Here is a 16761-nt window from a genome sequence, read left to right as displayed (position 1 = left end):
CCGGTGTCCGCCAACCGGCCAGCGTTGGGGGCGCGGAAGCCACACCACCGGCGGCCCGCGCCCCAAACCGGCCGGGCGCCGCTCAGAAGTGGGACGCGAACGGGGCCTTCACCCGCCGGGAGAACAGGTCGCGGAGCGTGGCGGCGACCAGGTAACCGGCGGCGCAGCCCGCCGTGTTGGCCAGCAGGTCGTTGACGTCGGCCGTGCGCCCGGACGCGGTCAGGTACTGCGTCGCCTCGATCGTGAGGGAGGCGAGGAAACCCGCGGCGCAGGCCCTACGGAACCCGCCGCGGACGACCGCGAGGAAGATGCCGCCGGGCACGAACATCAGCGTGTTCAGGAGGAAGTCGACGACGTCCGCGGAGTTGGTCACATCGAGCAGCTCGACGTTCACCGCCTGACCGCCCCCGGACCGGGTGCCGAACGTCAGCCCCACGACACCGGCGGCCCACAGCCAGCCCAGGGCCGCGACCGCGCGCAGTGCGACCCGCCGCGGCCGACCGGCGAAGGCCGACGCCACGGCGATGAGGAGGCATCCGAGGGCGCCCACCGCGAGGGCCACACCGAAAGACACGTCCACACCTCCTTCCCCGGGAGACCGGACCACCAGGCCCCGGGGTACCGGAATGCCGGGGTTCCGGTCCCCTTCATTGATCTCCTGTCCGTCCGAAAGGACGTATGCCGCAATTCCTCCGTTCTCGACGAAGACGTGATGCCGGTCACCAGGCCGTGCGCGTCCGGCGGCAAACACGTTGAAGTGCACACTGCCCACAAGGCATCAGCGGCAGGAACTGTGTCACGTCGTCGCGGTGGCCGCCGGTGAGCGAGACCCGCAGCAAAGTGCCGCCACCGTCGGTCAGCGGACGGCGCTTTCGAGCGGTCACTTCGCGCCGCGCTCCGTGGACGCCAGGGTTTCGGCTGACGCTACCTGGACACCGGCCATGACGCCGGACCGCCGGAAGACGACCATGTCGCACGTCGAAACGCAGTCGGTCTCAGTGAATTCCTCGTGGGCAGTCCCGCCGCTGCCCGGCGGCATCTTCCTCGCCCGCCCGAGAGGGCCTGACTCCTCATCAGAACGAGCGTCAAATGAGCGTCATTTCAGCGTCAAGAAATCGCCCGTAACGCCCACGCCGCACATTATGCGCGCACACAAAAACGCAGGTCAGGAGCCCTTTGCCGCCCTCTCCAGGATGACAACACACTCCACATGATGCGTAACCGGAAACAGATCGAACGCCCGCATCCGGCGAGGTGCGTACCCCGCTTCCGCGAAGTACTTCAGGTCGCGGGCCAGGGCTGCTGGGTCGCATGCCACGTATGCGATGCGGCGCGCGTTCAGGGAAGCGAGGTGGGCGACGGTCTGGCGGCCGGCGCCTGCGCGTGGGGGGTCGAGGACGATGAGGTTCACGTCCGTGATGCCGGTGCGAGGCAGGATCTGGTCGACCTTGCCGTGTTCGATGCGGACGCGGTCGAGGTCCTGGAGGTTGTGGCGGGCGTCTTCCACCGCGCGCTTGCTGGATTCGATGCCCAGGACGGCGCCCTTTTCGCCCACGCGGTCGGCGAGGGCGCCGGCGAAGAGGCCGACGCCGCAGTAGAGGTCGAGGGCCATGTCGCCCTTCTTCGGCATCAGGCCCTGCATGACGGCCTCGACCAGGAGGTCGGCGGCCTTGGGGTGGACCTGCCAGAAGCCGCCGTTGCCGACGCGCCAGGTGCGGTCGGCGGCGCGTTCGCGGACGAAGGGGCGGCCGTGGACGCGGTGGACGCCGCCGTCCTTCTCGTGGACGCGGAGCACGGAGACGGGCTTGTCGAGTTCGACGATGGGCAGGCGGCCGCCGGGGCGGGGGGTCAGGACGACCTGGCGGTCGTTCGAGCCGGTGGCGGCGATGGCCTCGACGGTGGCGATCTGGGGCCAGTCGCGCTTCTCGATGCCGAGTTCCGAGACGCCCGGCGCCGCGATCAGGCAGTGGTCGACGGGCTGGACCTCGTGGGAGCGGTGCTTGCGCAGGCCGGGGGTGCCGTCGGGGGCCACGGCGTACTGGACGCGGGTGCGCCAGGCCGGGACCTCGCCCTTGGGGACCTTGTCGCCGGGGGCCGGCTCGACGGTGCCGTCCCAGCGGGCCTCCTCGGGGGTCAGGCCGGCCAGGCGGGCGAGCTGCTCGGTGATCACGTCGGCCTTCAGGCGGCGCTGGGCGCCGGGGGCGGCGTGCTGCCAGTCGCAGCCGCCGCACTTGCCGGGGCCGGAGAAGGGGCAGGGGGCCTCGACGCGGTCCTTGGAGGGGGTGCGGATCTCCACGGCGTCGGTGCGCAGGAAGCGGTCGCCCTCCTCGCCGTCGGTGACGCGGGCGACGACGCGTTCGCCGGGCAGGGCGTGCCGTACGAACAGGACCTGGCCCTCGTCCGTACGGGCGATGCAGTGGCCGCCGTGGGCGACGGGGCCGACCTCGACCTCGTACTCCTCGCCTACCAGCGACTTCTTGGGTTCTGTCTGCATGGTGGGGGAGCTCCTGGAGAGATGGGGCGAGAGTCAGGGGGCGCCGCTCACCGCGGTGCGATGGGCCGGACGCCGACCGACAAGTCTACGGGGCGAGGTGCCGGGGCCCGAACCCGCCGGACGGCGCGGGCCCGGACCCACCACGTGGCAGGTCCGGGCCCGGAAGGAACAGAGGAACAACGGCGTCCCTACTTGCGCGTCGCCGCCTTCTCCTTCTTCGGCTGTGCGACCGGCCCGCGCCGTACCGCCCCCGGCGCGTTCCACTCGGCGCGCTTGCGGGCGCGCTTCTTGGCGGCCTCGGAGGAGTCGAGCTGCCACGGGACGGAGGTGACCATGACGCCGGGCGTGAAGAGCAGGCGGCCCTTCAGGCGCAGGGCGCTCTGGTTGTGGAGGAGGTGCTCGTACCAGTGGCCGACGACGTACTCGGGGATGTAGACGGAGACGGCGTCGCGCGGGCTCTCACGGCGCAGGGACTTGACGTAGTCGATGATCGGGCGGGTGATCTCGCGGTAGGGGGAGGCGAGGACCTTCAGGGGTACGTCGATGTTGCGGCGTTCCCACTCCGTCTTGAGGGCCTTGGTCTCGGCGGGGTCCACGTCGACGCTGACCGCTTCGAGGGTGCCCGAGCGCATCAGCTTGGCGTAGCTCAGGGCGCGCAGGGTGGGCTTGTGGACCTTGGAGACCAGGACGATGGAGTGCACGCGGGAGGGCCGTACGGCCTCGTCGCCGGGGACGTCCTCGGCGGCGATCTCTTCGGCGACGCGGTCGTAGTGCCGGCGGATCGCGGTCATGGTGGCGTAGAAGATGACCATGCCGAGGACGGCGACCCAGGCGCCGTGGCTGAACTTGGTCAGCAGGACGACGACGAGCACCAGGCCGGTGAGGGTGGCGCCGAAGGCGTTGATGGCCCGGGAGCGGTGCATCCGGCGGCGCTTGGCCGGGTCCTTCTCGGTCAGCAGGTGGCGGTTCCAGTGGCGGACCATGCCGACCTGGCTGAGCGTGAAGGAGACGAAGACGCCGACGATGTAGAGCTGGATCAGACGGGTGGAGTCCGCGCCGTAGATGTAGACGAGGACCATGGCCGCGCCGGCCAGCAGCACGATGCCGTTGGAGAAGGCCAGCCGGTCGCCGCGGGTGTGGAGCTGGCGCGGCAGGTAGCGGTCCTGGGCGAGGATCGAGCCGAGCAGCGGGAAGCCGTTGTACGCGGTGTTGGCGGCGAGGAAGAGGACCAGGGCGGTGGCGGCGGCGAGCACGACGAAGAAGAACGTGCCGTCGCCGAAGACCGCGGCGGCGACCTGCGAGATGACCGGGTTCTGGGTGTAGCCGGAGCCGACCGGGACGCCGTTGTGCAGCAGGTCCTTGGCCGGGGTCTCGGCCATCTTCACGTCGGTGGCCATGGCCAGGCCGATGATGCCGCAGAACATGGTGACGGCCAGGCCGCCCATGAGCGCGAGGGTGGTGGCGGCGTTCTTCGACTTGGGCTTGCGGAAGGCGGGCACGCCGTTGGAGATCGCCTCGACTCCGGTGAGCGCGGCACAGCCGGAGGAGAAGGCGCGCAGCAGGAGGAAGACGAGGGCGAAGCCCGCGAGGCCGCCCTGTTCGGCGTGGATGGTGAAGTCGGCGGTGGGCGCCTTCATGGTGTCGCCCATGATCGCGCCGCGCACCACGCCCCAGATGATCATTATGAAGACGCCGGCGACGAAGATGTACGTCGGGATCGCGAAGAGCTTGCCCGACTCCTTGACGCCGCGCAGGTTCATCACCGTCAGCAGCGCGATCATGACGATGGCGCAGAGCGTCTTGTGTTCGGTGACGAAGGGGATCGCCGAGCCCAGGTTCTCCACTCCGGAGGAGATGGAGACGGCGACGGTCAGGACGTAGTCGACCAGCAGGGCGCTGGCGACGGTCAGCCCGGCCTTGGGGCCGAGGTTGGTGTTGGCGACCTCGTAGTCGCCGCCGCCGCTCGGGTAGGCGTGCACATTCTGCCGGTAGGACGCCACCACCGTGAACATCAGCACCACGACCGCGAGCGCGATCCAGGGGCTGAAGTGGTACGCCGACACACCCGCGACGGACAGGACGAGCAGCACCTCGCCCGGGGCATAGGCCACGGACGAGAGCGGGTCGGAGGCGAACACGGGGAGCGCGATGCGCTTGGGGAGAAGGGTCTCGCCGAGCTTGTCGCTGCGCAGTGCGCGCCCGATAAGGATCCGTTTGGGCACGTCGGTCAGTTTGGACACGCAGAGGATGCTAAGCCTTCGTCAAGGCGGTCGCCCACCCGCCACCCGTCCGGGCGGCGGCGATGGGTCCGTATGCCGCGACCGCTTTCCACGGCGGCCATGGCCACCAGCGGTTTCATCGTCCCTGCACAGAACGGGCCGATGCCCTTCGCCCCCTTCTCCTTCCGTACGACTTCTTGACGCCGCGCGTTTTCCGCGTCCCCGGGACAACCGCCGATCCGCGCTCCGGGATTTCTACGCTTTCTTAACGGCCGGGCGCCTTATGCCGTCCCGGCCGCCCGCGGTCTCCACATCTCTTTCACCTCGGCCCAGCGCCGCGCCTGCTCGGGGCCGAGCCGGCCGCGCAGCTCGGCCAGCTTCAGGAGATTGGCCTCGGCGCCGGTGGTCAGGGTCTGCGCCTCGCCGCGGTAGTGATCGTCGATGAGCGCCGCCAGCTCCGTGTCGTTCATCACGGGGACGATGCGCGCCGCCATCTTGCCGGTGTTGCGGTACGAGCCCTGGAGGAGGAACGGCGGCTCGGTGCGGGTGGCGTCCGCCTGCGCGGCGGAGGCGATGTAGGCGCGGTTGACGGTCAGCGCCACGTCGCGCACTTGGAGCAGCCCGCGCAGTACGGAGACGATCTCGCGCAGTTCGGCCGTGCCGTAGGGGTGGGCGAGCCGGTCGGCGCGTACGGAGTCGTCGCCCTCGGCCATCCGGACCAGCAGCCCGAGGTCGGCGCGGTCGCGGGCGGCGAGCGGGGCGAGGACCGGGTTGGCGGGCAGCGCGTTCTCGATGTGGGAGTGGGCGAAGAGCGCCTCCTTGCCGCTGAGGACGTCGCCGAGGTTCCACACGTCGGCGCGGTTGGCGAGCATGTCCGGCAGCCGGAAGCGCTGTCCCGACTCGGTGTACGGGTTGCCCGCCATGCACACCGCGAAGCGCTTGCCGCGCAGGTCGTACGTACGGGCCGTACCGTCGCGCACGCCGTCCATCCGCCGCTGCGCGTCGCACAGCGGAATGAACTTCTGGAGCAGTTCCGGCGAGGTGTGCTGGATGTCGTCGAGGTGGAGCAGGACGTTGCTGCCCGCCTCCAGGGCGAAGGAGATCTTCTCGACCTCGCGGCGGGCGGCGGCGTCGGGGGCGGCGTCGGGGTCGAGGGAGGTGGTGCGGTGGCCGAGGGCCGGGCCGTCCACCTTCACCAGGAGGAGGCCGAGGCGGGCCGCCACGTACTCCATGAGCGTCGTCTTGCCGTACCCGGGCGGCGACAGCAGCAGGAGCAGGCCCTGGCTGTCGGTACGGCGCCGCTCCCCCGCGGCGCCGAGCTGCTTGGCGAAGTTGTCACCGATCAGCGGCAGGTAGACCTCGTCGATGAGGCGGTTGCGGACGAAGCCGGACATGACCCGGGGGCGGTAGGCGTCCAGGCGCAGCCGGTCGCGTTCGGCGGTGAGGAGTTCGGTGCGGCGCCGGGTGTAGGCCCGGTGGGCCGGTACGCGGGTGCGGCGGAATGCCTCGGTCCGGGCGAGCAGCTCGTCCACCCGTACGGGGAGAGTGCCGCCGGCGGTGATCCGCGGATGGCTGCCGAGCAGGCCGCGCACGTCGTCGCCGGTGGGCGCGGTCAGCTCCCGGCGGTCCAGGTCCGGGCCGCAGACCTCGATCGCCACGGCTTCGGGCAGCGCGTCCGCGGCGGTGCCGCGCGCTTCGGCGTACGCGCCGAGCCAGCTCGTGACGAGCTGGTGGCGGGCGGTCAGGTCGCCGTCGAGGGCGCGCAGGTCCTCGGCGAGTTCCTTGACGGCCGGCGCGTCCGGTCCGCCGAGCGCCTCCCGGAAACCGGCCAGCAGGTCACGGGCGGCGGCGCTGGTCGCGAAGCGGGGGCGCCCGCCGCCGGCCAGTTCGGCCACGAGGTAGGCGCCGAGGCCGGAGGCAGGGGCGTCGGCGAGGCCGGAGGCGGGCGTGTCGGCGCAGTCGGGGGCGGGGCTCGTGGTGGGCAGTCCGGTGTCCCGCAGGAAGTCGTACGCCGTCCCGCCCAGCTCGGCGGCGAGCGCCTCCCACCCCGTCGGCGTCCCGAAGGCGGACCGGGCGCGTGCGAGGGAGTGGGCCCGGGTGGCCCACAGCGCGCGGGCGCGGTCGTCGGTGCCGTACGCCCAGAAGAGCTGGGCGGCCGCGCGCAGGTGTGGCGGGTGGCGGAGCGGTCCGGCGGCGGCGTGCAGGCGCAGGAGGGCGGCGAGGATCGCGGCGGCGTCGTGGTCGTGGACGCCCCGGTCGTACCCCTCGTCGTAACGGGTCTCGGCGATCCGGCGGACCAGCGGGAGCAGCGCGTCGGCGGCCGCCGCCTCCCGCAGCGCCGCGAGATCCGGAACCACAGCAGCGCGCGGGCCCGCTCCCGGACCCGGACCCGTCCGCACATCCCGGCCCGCACCCGAGCCCACCCCCATGACCGCCCCCGCCTCCGCCTCCGCCTCCGCGAGGATCAGCCCCGCCAAGTGCTCCGCCCGGTAGACCTGCGGTGATTCGGAGACCAGTGGCTGGTCCCGGAACGCGCGGTGGGCCAGCAGCCGGGGGTCGTCGACGGGCGCGCGGTAGTCGGTTCCGGTGACGGCGTACGCGAGCCGGTCGCCGTGCGGGACCAGGGTCAGGTCGACGGGCTGGGTGTTGACGGCGAAGCGGTGGCGGCCGAGCCGGATGGTGCCGGTGGCGTCGTAGAGGTCGGTGCGGTCGCGCAGGGCGCGGGCGGCTTCCTGGCGTGCGGCGCGCAGTCGGCCGTCGAGTTCGTCGGCGCGTCCGCCGTCGCCGAGGTCGCGCAGTTCGCCGGTGGTGGCGCGGACCTTCGCGACGAGCGGGTCGGCGGCGAAGAAGGCGTTGATCTCGTCGGGGGTGGTGAGGGCGGCGGCCCGGCGGACGACGGTGGCCAGGACGCGTCCGGCGGATCCGGCGAGCCGGTCGGTGTGCCGGGCGCGCGCGTCGAGCTGGGCCTGCTTGCGGGCGGCGAACGCCTCGTGGATCTCCTCACGCTGGGCGGCGATCCGCTCCAGGTGCTCGTCGGAGGTGCCGAAGCGCGCTTCGAGGTCCTCCAGTTGCGGAAGCAGACGGCCGAGTTCGTCGTCGCACTCCTCGGGGGTGCCGGCCGCGGCCAGTGCCCCCGAGACGGCCTGTCCGAGCAGCGCGAACCGGGCCGCGAACTCCTCGCGCCCTTCCGCGTCGAGCAGGTCGCGGCGCCGCGCGTCCAGGGTGGCGCGGGCGCGGTTGACGGCGCCGAGCACCTCGCCCGCGCGGGTCAGGACGGCGGTCCGTACGGTCGTGTCCGCGAGGTCGAGGGTGCCGACGACCTCGGTGACGACGCGCAGTCCCGCGGCCTGTTCGTCGATGCGCGCGGCGAGCGGTTCGGCGTCGGCGGCGGTGGCCACCGCGGCGGCTTCGTCGGTCAGCTCCGCGACGGTGCGATGGGTGGCGGCGAAGGCGTCCTCGCCGCTGAGGAACGCGATGGCCCGTCGGCCGGCGGCGGCCAGGTCGTCGGCGACGCCCGCGGAGAGTTCCGTGAGGCGGTCGAGGTCGATGTGCCGGGTCTCCCGCAGCGTCTCCAGACGGCCCTGGGCGTGGCGGAGTGCGGTGAGGTTGCGGACCCAGGCGTCGGCGGTCGCGGGCTGTTCGCCGCGGACCCGCCGGACCAGCGCGGTGGTGCGGTCCGCGGCCTCCTCCAGGGCGGCGGCGGCCTGGCGGCGCAGTGCGGTGACGCGTGCGAACTCCTCGACGACGTCGACGGCGGCGGCCCGTACGGCTTCCAGCGGCTCGCCCAGCGCGCCGAGCGCGGCCTCGTCCAGCCAGTGGTGCCGGTCCGCGACCCGGGCCGCCGCGGCGGCGATGGCCTCGAACACCGGGCCCGCCGGGGCCATGTCGGTGGCCATCCGGGCGACCGAGAGCGCGTCGGACACGCCGCGTACCAGCTCGGCGTTGCCGATCCGGGCCAGCGGACCGCCGTCGCCGGCCGGCTGCGCCGCGGCGTGCGCGTCGGAGGTGAAGGGGGTGCGCCAGATCTGGACGGGGTGGACGTGGCCCGGCTCGCGGGAGCCGCGCAGCACGACGAGGGTGCCGTCGTCGAGGAGCGCGTGGCCGTGCGCGGTCAGCGGGGTGGCGGACTCCTCACGGACGATGTTGTACGGCAGGAGCAGGGTGCGGCCGACGGCGCGGTCGTGGAAGGCGTAGAGGACGTCCTCACCGTTCGGGGAACGGTGCTCGCGGTCGAAGGCGAGGCCGGTGGTGTCGGTGTCGAAGGTCCTGACGGTGCCGGTGGTGAGGTAGTGGCCGCCGGGGAAGACGATGCCCTGGTCCTCGGGCAGCGCGCGGCACGCCTGCCCGATCGCGTCGATCCGGCGCACGTCGCGGGTGCGGGTGTTGAAGACCAGGTGGCGGTCGGCGGTCTCGTTGTACGGGCGCACGCGCAGCAGGATCAGCGGTCCGACCCGGGCGTGGGCGACCTCGGCGTCGGCGAGGGACTGGAGGGGCTCGTCCACCGGCTCGGAGTAGAGGCCGCCGTCCGTCCCGGTGTCGTTCTCGGCCTTCAGGGTGAGCGCGCCGCCGGCGGTCGAGAGGAAGACCTCGCCCTGGACGGACAGGTGCGGGTGGCGGCCGGGTACGTGGTCCTCGCGGGTGGCGGGGGTCCAGGTGAAGTCGTGGGAGGGCGGGGCGGTGTGGTCGCGTTCGCCCTTGGCGTCCAGGTAGACGGGCGCGTCCTCCCCGGCCGCGGCGGTCTTCCAGCGCAGTACGCGGATGTCGTCGAGCCGTTCGCCGGTCCGGAAGACGGCGAGCAGCAGGGCGCCGGTGCGGTGCAGCCGGAGCAGCCGGGCCTGGCGGTAGTAGCGGTACAGCTCCTCGAAGTCCCGCTGGAAGCGCGGGTCGTCGAGGAGTCCGGGCACCGCGTCGGGCTGCACCGGTTCGAGGCGTACGGCGTCGCCGGTGGTGTGCGGGCGGTACAGGGTGAAGACGTCCGGGACGGTGGTCGCGGCCGCGCCGGGCTCCGGCCGGGCGTTGCGGCCGGTCAGCAGCAGTCCGCCGACCTGGGCGACGTCCCGGATGACGGCGGCGTCGGCGGTGCGCAGCCCTGCGGTGCCGAGCAGGGCGAGGTCGGTGCCGCCGAAGGCCTCGACGCGGCGGGCGTTGAGGGCACGGGCCCGGTCGGCGAGGTCGGCGGCGGCGCCCGCGAGGCGGTCGCGCAGCAGCTCGTACGTACCGTCGGCGGGGCCGTCGCCGTGGGCGGTGTCCGGTGGCGGGGTGCCGTCGGGGCTCTCGGGGGCGTGGCCGTGGCCGTCGCGGGCGCCGGTCTCCGTCACGAGGTCGTCCTGCACGAGCTGCGTCTCCTGTCCCTGCACGTGGGCCTTCTCCCGGTCCCCGCACGGCCCGCGCCCGCCTGCGCGCGTCGGCCGGCTCCATGCTGTGCTGTCGCGTCTGTGTCGTGGCCGCGTACGGGTGTCCGTCCCCGTACGCGGCCGGGTCTGCCCGGGCGGCCGGGCCGCGGCGGAGTGCGTCCCCCCGGAAGCACTCCCCCGCGGCCCGTCCCGCCCCGGGCGGCGGCTACTTCGCCGCCACCGCCGCGCCGTTGGCCGGGGACGGTCCCGCGACCGCCTCGGCGATCCGGGTGTCCGCCAGGCCGTTGGCGTGTGCGGCCTCCAGCAGGCTCTGGAGCTGTCCGGACTGCGGGCCGCCCCGGTCGATGAGCTTGGTCAGGGCTCCCGCCAGCGTCAGGTCCCGCAGCCCGGCCGCGCCGAGCCCGCCGAGCATCGTGGTGAGGTCCTTGGTGAAGGTGGACCCGTTCTTGTCCAGCCACGGGCCGGCGGCCGTACGGACCGTCTCGGAGCGCTCGACCAGCGCGTCCAGCCCCTTGGCCGCGCCGATCGAGCCGGCCAGCCGGTCGAAGAAGACGCTCTCGCCGCCGACGATGTCGATCTTCGCGTTCTCCAGGCCGGTGGCCAGCACCTTCGCCTGCACCTCGGCGATCTGCCGCTGGGTGTCCAGGCCGGCCAGACGGACCTCCTTGTCGGCCGCCACGCGCAGCCGGTACTCCTCGTGCTCCCGGCTCGCCGCGTCCAGCGCCGCCATCGCCGCGGCCTTCTCGGTGAGTCCGGCCGCCTCGGCCTTGAGCAGCGCCTCGGCCGCCGTCGCCTCGGCCCGGCCGGCCTTCTCGACGGCGGCCGCGTTCCGCTCCCGTACCGTGACCTCGGCCAGTCCGGCGGCCGCCGCCTCGGCCTGGGTGCCCTCGGCGAGCCGGATCTTGGCCTGGGCGTCCAGGTCGGCGGCCTTGCGCCGGCCCTCGGCCAGTGTCAGCGCCTCGGCGGCGCGGTGCGCCGCGGACTGCTCGGCGGCCTCGGCCGCCTTGATGTCCTTGACCAGCCGCTGCTGTGCCTCGGCCTCGGCACGGATGACCAGCGACTGCCGCTCGCGCTCGGCCTCCTCGACCGTACGGAGCTTCTTGATCTCCTCCTCCTGGGCGGCGACGGTCTTCTCGACCGCGATCCGCTCCCGTACGACGTCGGCGATCTCCCGCTTCTCGGCCTCGACCTCCTTGTCGGCGGCGATACGGGTGAGCTGGGTCTCCCGCTCGCGGGCGATGACCTCAAGGAGGCGGTCCTTCTCGATGCGCTCGTTCTCGATGGCGATGACGCGCTCGCGGTTCTTCTGCGCCACCGCGATCTCGCGTTCGCGGTTCTCGTTCTGGACGCCGAGGGCTTCCTCGGTCTTCAGGTGCGCGGACTGCGAGCGCAGCCGCTCCTCGGCCTGCACGCGGGCCGTCTCGGCCTCCTCCTTGGCGCGGACGGTGGCGATCTCGCGCTGCTGGCGGATCTCCGCGTCGGCCTGCCGGCGCTCCAGTTCCAGGACGGCCTCCCGGGCGTCGACGTTCTGCCGGGTGATCTCCTTCTCCTCGTTGCGCCGGTATTCGTTGGTGCGCACGTGCTCGATCGCGGTCAGCTCGGTGATCTTGCGGATGCCCTGCGCGTCGAGGATGTTGTCGGTGTCGAGCTGCTCCAGCGGCGTCTGCTCCAGGTAGTCGATCGCCGCGTCCTCCAGGCTGTAGCCGTTGAGGTCGGTGCCGATGACGGCGATGATCCGGTCCCGGAACTCGTCACGCATGGTGTAGAGGTCCTGGAAGTCGAGCTGCTTGCCGACGGTCTTGAGGGCCTCGGAGAACTTGGCGTTGAACAGTTCCTGGAGCGTGCCGACGTCGCTGGCGCGCTCGGTGCCGATGGCCTGGGCGACCTTCACCACGTCCTCGCGGGTCTTGTTGACCCGTACGAAGAACGCGATGCGGATGTCGGCGCGGATGTTGTCCTTGCAGATCAGGCCCTCGTGACCGGTGCGGCCGATCTCGATGGTCTTCACCGAGATGTCCATCACCTCGGCCTTGTGCAGCACCGGCAGCACCACCGAGCCGGTGAAGGTCACATCGACCTTGCGGTACTTGGAGACGATCAGCGCCTGGCCCTGGTGGACCTTGCGGTAGAGGCGGGTGAGGGCCAGGACCGTGACGAGCACGATCAGCACGGCCACGGCGATGGTCACGCCGATTCCTACGGTGATGGCATCCATCGGTACATCAGTCCCTGCGGTGTGTCGGGGAGTCGACGGGCGCGGCGGCGGCGCGTTCGGCGCGGCGCGGCGCTCCGGTCGGTGATCGGTCGGCGTTCAGGCGGCCGGGCCGTACGGGTCCAGCGCGGCGTCGAAGGGCGCGACCCGGAAGAACTCGCCGTCGGCGTCGTAGTCGAAGATCAGCGCGCTGCTGCCGGCGGTGAGGCCGGTCTCCTCCGTACGGACCTGGATGACGGCCGTCGATCCGTCGTCGGCGCGTACCTCGGCCTGGCCGAAGTCGGACGAGACCCGGCCGGTGCGGATGACGCACACCCGGCCGACGAAGTCGTTCCGTGAGGCGACCCGTTCAGGAGGCAGCAGGCGGCGGGCCAGGCGCACCGCGACACGGGTGCCGGCCCAGGCCGTGAGCAGCGCGAGCGCCAGTGCGGCGGCGCGCAGCGGCGGGCTCTCGGTCAGCGCGGCACCGGCCAGGGACACGGCCCAGGCGATCAGCACGCCGAGCGAGAGGGTGACCGTCACGGGCAGTCCGGTGGCGCCGGCGAAGCCGCCGTCGACACCCTCACCCCCGTCGAGGATGTCGACGCCTGCCCCGCCGACCAGCACCAGCAGCCAGTACACGGCCACCACCAGCAGCGCGAAGGTGAAGCACACGGCCGGGAAGGCGAGCGCGGCTCGGGTGAATGCCCCGAAGTCCCCCATGGCTGGCCTCCCCGTTCGTGTGTGTTCCTGCCGGTTCCAGGATCGTGACAGGGCCACAGGGGGTCGCACATTGCCGGATCCCGGCAATCTTTATGCGTTCCTGATCACCTGTTAACGGGACACGGTCTTGCCGTCAGGGGCGTCCGGGCGGTAGAGGAACGGGCCGAAATCCGCCCCGCACGGCGCGCTACAGCGGCTTGTCCGGCCAGCCGAGCAGCCGCGCGCCCATCGCCGCCGTCTCCAGCGTGAAGCGTTGCAGGCCGTCGGCCGGGTCGTAGCCGGTCAGGAACTTGATGCGCGCCAGGCGGTACGACAGGGTGCGCACGCTCACCTTCAGGCGGCGGGCGGCCTCGGCGTTGACGTACCCGGACGCGGCCAGCGCCCCGATCGTCTCCAGCAGCGGCCCGGCGCCGCCGCGCGACTGCGTCAGCGGCCCGAGGACCGTGTGCACGAGGTCCGCCATGGCCGCGCGGTCGCGCAGCAGGACGGGGAAGACCAGCAGATCGGCGGCGCGCAGGACCGGTTCGTCCAGCTCCAGTTGCTCGGCCAGCTCCAGCGCGCCCAAGGCCTCCTCGTACGAGGACACCACGCCGCCCGCCCCGGAGTGCACCCGGCCGATGGCGACCCGCCGCGCACCGGGCCGGCCCACGTCCGGCCAGCGGGCGTACGTGGCGAAGGCGTCCAGCACCGTACGCTCGCGGCTCGCGCCGACGCAGACCAGCCGGCCCTCCTTGGTCGTGATCAGCACGTCGCGGTCGCCGAACCGGCCGAGCAGTTCCCGTTCGACCCGGCGGGCGACCGGGTGGATGTCGTCGAAGGGCTCGTCGCCCTCGGCGACGGCGACGGCGTGCTCATGGGCCAGCCGCAGCCCGAACCGCTCGGCGCGCTCCGCCAGCCGCCCCAGGTCGCTGCGCCCGTACAGCAGGTCGTCGACGAACTCGCGCCGCGCGGCCTCCTCCTGGCGTACGGCGAGCCGCTGCGCGCGCTCGTGCCCCTCGCCGAACGCGGCGATGGCGGCGTCCACCGCACCCAGCACGGCGTCGCCGGTACGGGCCCGCTCGGCCGCGCCGGCGGCCCGCGCCACCCCGGGCAGCGTGCCCCAGACCCGCCGTGTCTCCCCCAGGAAGAGTCCGACCAGTCCGCGCAGCCCGTGGCCCGACTCGGCGGCCCGCTCGCCCAGTTCCCGCAGCGCGTCCAGTTCCGCGCGCCGGGGCAGCCGCCCGGTGTCGGACACCTCGGCGAGGAGGGTGGTGTAGCCCTCCAGGTACTCCGGGGACATCCCGCCGTCCTTCACCGTCCGTACTCCCTGCCGCCGCACCGTGCACCGCCCCGGCCTTCGGGGCACCGTCCATCCTGCCGGATGGGTCCGGGGTGTCCGGACCGGTACGTCGCGAGGTGTGCGCTTTTGCGTGCCGCCCTATGCCTCCTGCCGGACCGGCCCTGCCGCGCGCGGATGCCGGGTGATCAGCTCGCCCAGCCCCTGGCGGGTGGTGACGAGCAGGACGCGGTCCCGTGGCCGCAGTTCGTAGCCCTCCCCCAGCTCCTGTACGAGCCGGGCGCGGCCGCGTTCCGGCGCTTCCTGGGCGGCTCCGGACGCCGGGTCCGCCGGGTCGTCGGAGGCGGAGGTGTCCACGGCCAGGACGCGCAGCAGACCGGGCCGGAACACGTCGGCGATCGTCCGGCCCTCCAGGGCCGCGTGGCCGCGCACCTCGACCCGGGCGACCAGCACCACCCGCCGCTCGACGGGGATCGCACCGATGATCTGACGGCCCATCATCGCGCCGGCGAAGGCGGGCGCGGCCAGGAAGCTGACACTGCGGCTGCGGGTGCGCGCCCGGGGGTGGGCGGCGCGCAGTGTGCGGTAGACGGCGGTGGCGAAGCGGTCGTCGAACAGGCGCAGCGTCACCCGAAGCTGCGGCTTGACCGAGCGGGCGTAGAGGGCGGCCTCCAGATTGGTGGTGTCGTCGCTGGTCAGAGCGAGCAGGGCATGCGCGCGCTGGATCTTCGCCGCTTCCAGTACGCCTTCGTGCGTGACGTCCCCCACGACGGTCGGCACCCGCAGCCGGCGTGCCAGCGCGATGCCGCGCGCTTCGGGGTCCGCCTCCACACACACCACGGGGGTACCCAGCTCGTGCAACTGGGCCAGCACCCGCGTACCGACCTTCCCGAGGCCCAGCAGCACCACGTGCCCGGACAGCCCGCGCGGCGGGCGGCGCAGCGCGGTGGCGTTGCGGAAGGTGCCGAGCCCTTCCAGGGCGGCGGCCACCAGGACCGGCAGCAGCAGCAACCCGGTGAGGCCGGACAGGAGTTGCAGCACCTTGCGGGAGACCGGCTCGCCGATCGCCGGTTCGTTGATGGCGAAGAGGTCGAGGAGCGAGAGGTAGGTGGCGTGCAGCGGGGAGTCGCCGGTGGTCAGGGAGGAGGCGACGGCCAGCGCGAGCACGGCGCCGACGACGCCGGCCAGCGACCAGCGCAGCCTGCGGGAGAAGAAGGAGCCCAGCGGCACGCCCCGGCCGCGCAGGCTGCCCGGCCCCCACCGGACGCCGCCCGTGCCGTCCCGCCGCGCCGTGCGCTGCGGGCCGTTCCGGCTGCCGGGGCGCGGCTGGCGGCCCTGGTAGGTGACGGTTTCCAGGACGACGGTGCCGCGCCCGGCGGCCGCCGCCGCGGTGGCTTCGTCGGGGAGCAGCTCGGGGCCGTCGTCCGCGGCCGGCCCGTCCCCGCCCGACGGGTCCGCGGCCACGTCCGCCGTGCCGGACAGGACGGCCAGCGGGCACAGCCCGAAGGCGGCACCCGTGTCCTGCCGGGCGGGGCCGCGCTCCACGGCGCGCAGCAGCAGGCCGTCGGCCTCGATGACCTTGCTGGTGCCCGCGACGGCGGTGGCCGCCAGTGCGGGGGCCACGGTGTCGGCGTCGGACAGGACCGTGGTGGACGCGTCGGCCTCTTCGGCGTCGGGGGCGCCGACCGCCGCGGCCTGGTCCAGCAACTGTTCCAGGTACTGGCCGAGTTTGCGGTTGTAGAGCCGGATCACCAGCCGCAGCCGGGGATTGAGCCGCCGGGCCCGCAGCGCGGCGTGGATGTTGGTCTCGTCATCGTCGTACACCAGCGCGAGCGCCCCGGCCGTGCCGATACCGGCCTCGGCCAGCGTGTCGTCGTCGGCCTCCGCCGCCTCCAGGACCCGGATGGGCTCGTCGGGCGGCCGGTCGGCACCACCGGCCCCGCCGCCGGGAGTGTCGGGGGCGTCGGGCTGCGTCCGCACCATGGCGGCCGAGACCCGCCCCAGCAGGGCCTGGGCCCGCCCCAGGGCTCCGGCGGGCGGCGGGATGCGGGGCCGGTGCGGTTCTCTGGCGGAGGGGACGACGAGCGTCACCCGCTCCCGGTAGACGTCCTGGAGTTCGGCGGCGAGGCGGCGCGCGAGGGCGTCGTCGCCGCAGACGACCATATGCGGGACGACTGCGCTCTGTTGGGGCTGCTGAGGCACGGTGGACACGACGCTCAGCGTGCCTCACGGAGCGGGCCCGGCGCACATGATCACGACCGGTCGCGGGGCGTGCCGCGAGGCGAAGCGGGCCGGTCCCGGACAGGCCGGGCGCGCCCGTCCCGGATGTCCCGGCCCCTTGATCGCCGACCAGATTCCCGGCCGTACCGCAAGGAACCTTACCCTTCGCTTATGTTCTCTTGTCGCGTTCTTAACGCCCAGGACGGCCGTGCGGGCGAACTGCGTGGATGCAGCCGCTCCCACGCCAGGTAGCGTGGTCGCCGAACACGCCAGGTCGAAGCAGC

8 protein-coding genes and 1 pseudogene are annotated in these 16761 nt (G+C 73.2%); all 9 read right to left on the bottom strand.

Annotated elements, in window-relative coordinates; translation table 11 throughout:
* Window positions 1-82: 82 nt before the first annotated feature.
* Complete coding sequence (locus ACH4EB_RS34985) at window positions 83-574, bottom strand: VanZ family protein (RefSeq protein ID WP_398352365.1); 492 nt, start codon at window positions 572-574, stop codon at window positions 83-85.
* Window positions 575-776: 202 nt separating this feature from the next.
* Window positions 777-866 (bottom strand): annotated as a pseudogene (locus ACH4EB_RS34980) (IS5/IS1182 family transposase); the annotation flags it as partial.
* 299 nt (window positions 867-1165) lie between these two features.
* Window positions 1166-2494, bottom strand: a complete 1329-nt coding sequence (locus ACH4EB_RS34975; protein ID WP_398352364.1) for a class I SAM-dependent RNA methyltransferase — start codon at window positions 2492-2494, stop codon at window positions 1166-1168.
* A 188-nt stretch (window positions 2495-2682) separates the two neighbouring features.
* Complete coding sequence (locus tag ACH4EB_RS34970; protein WP_398352363.1) at window positions 2683-4734, bottom strand: APC family permease; 2052 nt, start codon at window positions 4732-4734, stop codon at window positions 2683-2685.
* Window positions 4735-4994: 260 nt separating this feature from the next.
* Complete coding sequence (locus tag ACH4EB_RS34965; RefSeq protein ID WP_398352392.1) at window positions 4995-10031, bottom strand: DNA repair ATPase; 5037 nt, start codon at window positions 10029-10031, stop codon at window positions 4995-4997.
* A gap of 241 nt (window positions 10032-10272) precedes the next feature.
* A complete protein-coding gene (locus ACH4EB_RS34960; protein WP_398352362.1) occupies window positions 10273-12282 on the bottom strand; it encodes a flotillin family protein in 2010 nt (669 codons plus the stop codon).
* Window positions 12283-12378: 96 nt separating this feature from the next.
* Window positions 12379-12981 (bottom strand): hypothetical protein, encoded by a 603-nt coding sequence (locus ACH4EB_RS34955; protein ID WP_398352360.1) that lies wholly within the window; start codon window positions 12979-12981, stop codon window positions 12379-12381.
* A gap of 187 nt (window positions 12982-13168) precedes the next feature.
* Window positions 13169-14260: a PucR family transcriptional regulator gene (locus ACH4EB_RS34950; RefSeq protein ID WP_398352358.1), complete on the bottom strand. Its 1092-nt coding sequence runs from the start codon at window positions 14258-14260 to the stop codon at window positions 13169-13171.
* 138 nt (window positions 14261-14398) lie between these two features.
* Entirely contained in the window at window positions 14399-16420 is a 2022-nt protein-coding gene (locus ACH4EB_RS34945) for an NAD-binding protein (RefSeq protein ID WP_398352390.1), read from the bottom strand.
* Window positions 16421-16761 lie beyond the last annotated feature (341 nt).

Source organism: Streptomyces sp. NPDC018045 (genome assembly GCF_044327445.1).
Classification (GTDB): domain Bacteria; phylum Actinomycetota; class Actinomycetes; order Streptomycetales; family Streptomycetaceae; genus Streptomyces.
This window is presented reverse-complemented; position numbering and strand designations above follow the sequence as displayed.

Excerpts from the sequence above, each read along its gene's own strand:
- ACH4EB_RS34975 (WP_398352364.1), bottom strand. The coding sequence starts at position 2,494 with ATGCAGACAGAACCCAAGAAGTCGCTGGTAGGCGAGGAGTACGAGGTC.
- ACH4EB_RS34955 (WP_398352360.1), bottom strand. The coding sequence starts at position 12,981 with ATGGGGGACTTCGGGGCATTCACCCGAGCCGCGCTCGCCTTCCCGGCC.
- ACH4EB_RS34950 (WP_398352358.1), bottom strand. The coding sequence starts at position 14,260 with ATGTCCCCGGAGTACCTGGAGGGCTACACCACCCTCCTCGCCGAGGTG.
- ACH4EB_RS34945 (WP_398352390.1), bottom strand. The coding sequence starts at position 16,420 with ATGGTCGTCTGCGGCGACGACGCCCTCGCGCGCCGCCTCGCCGCCGAA.
- ACH4EB_RS34960 (WP_398352362.1), bottom strand. The coding sequence starts at position 12,282 with ATGGATGCCATCACCGTAGGAATCGGCGTGACCATCGCCGTGGCCGTG.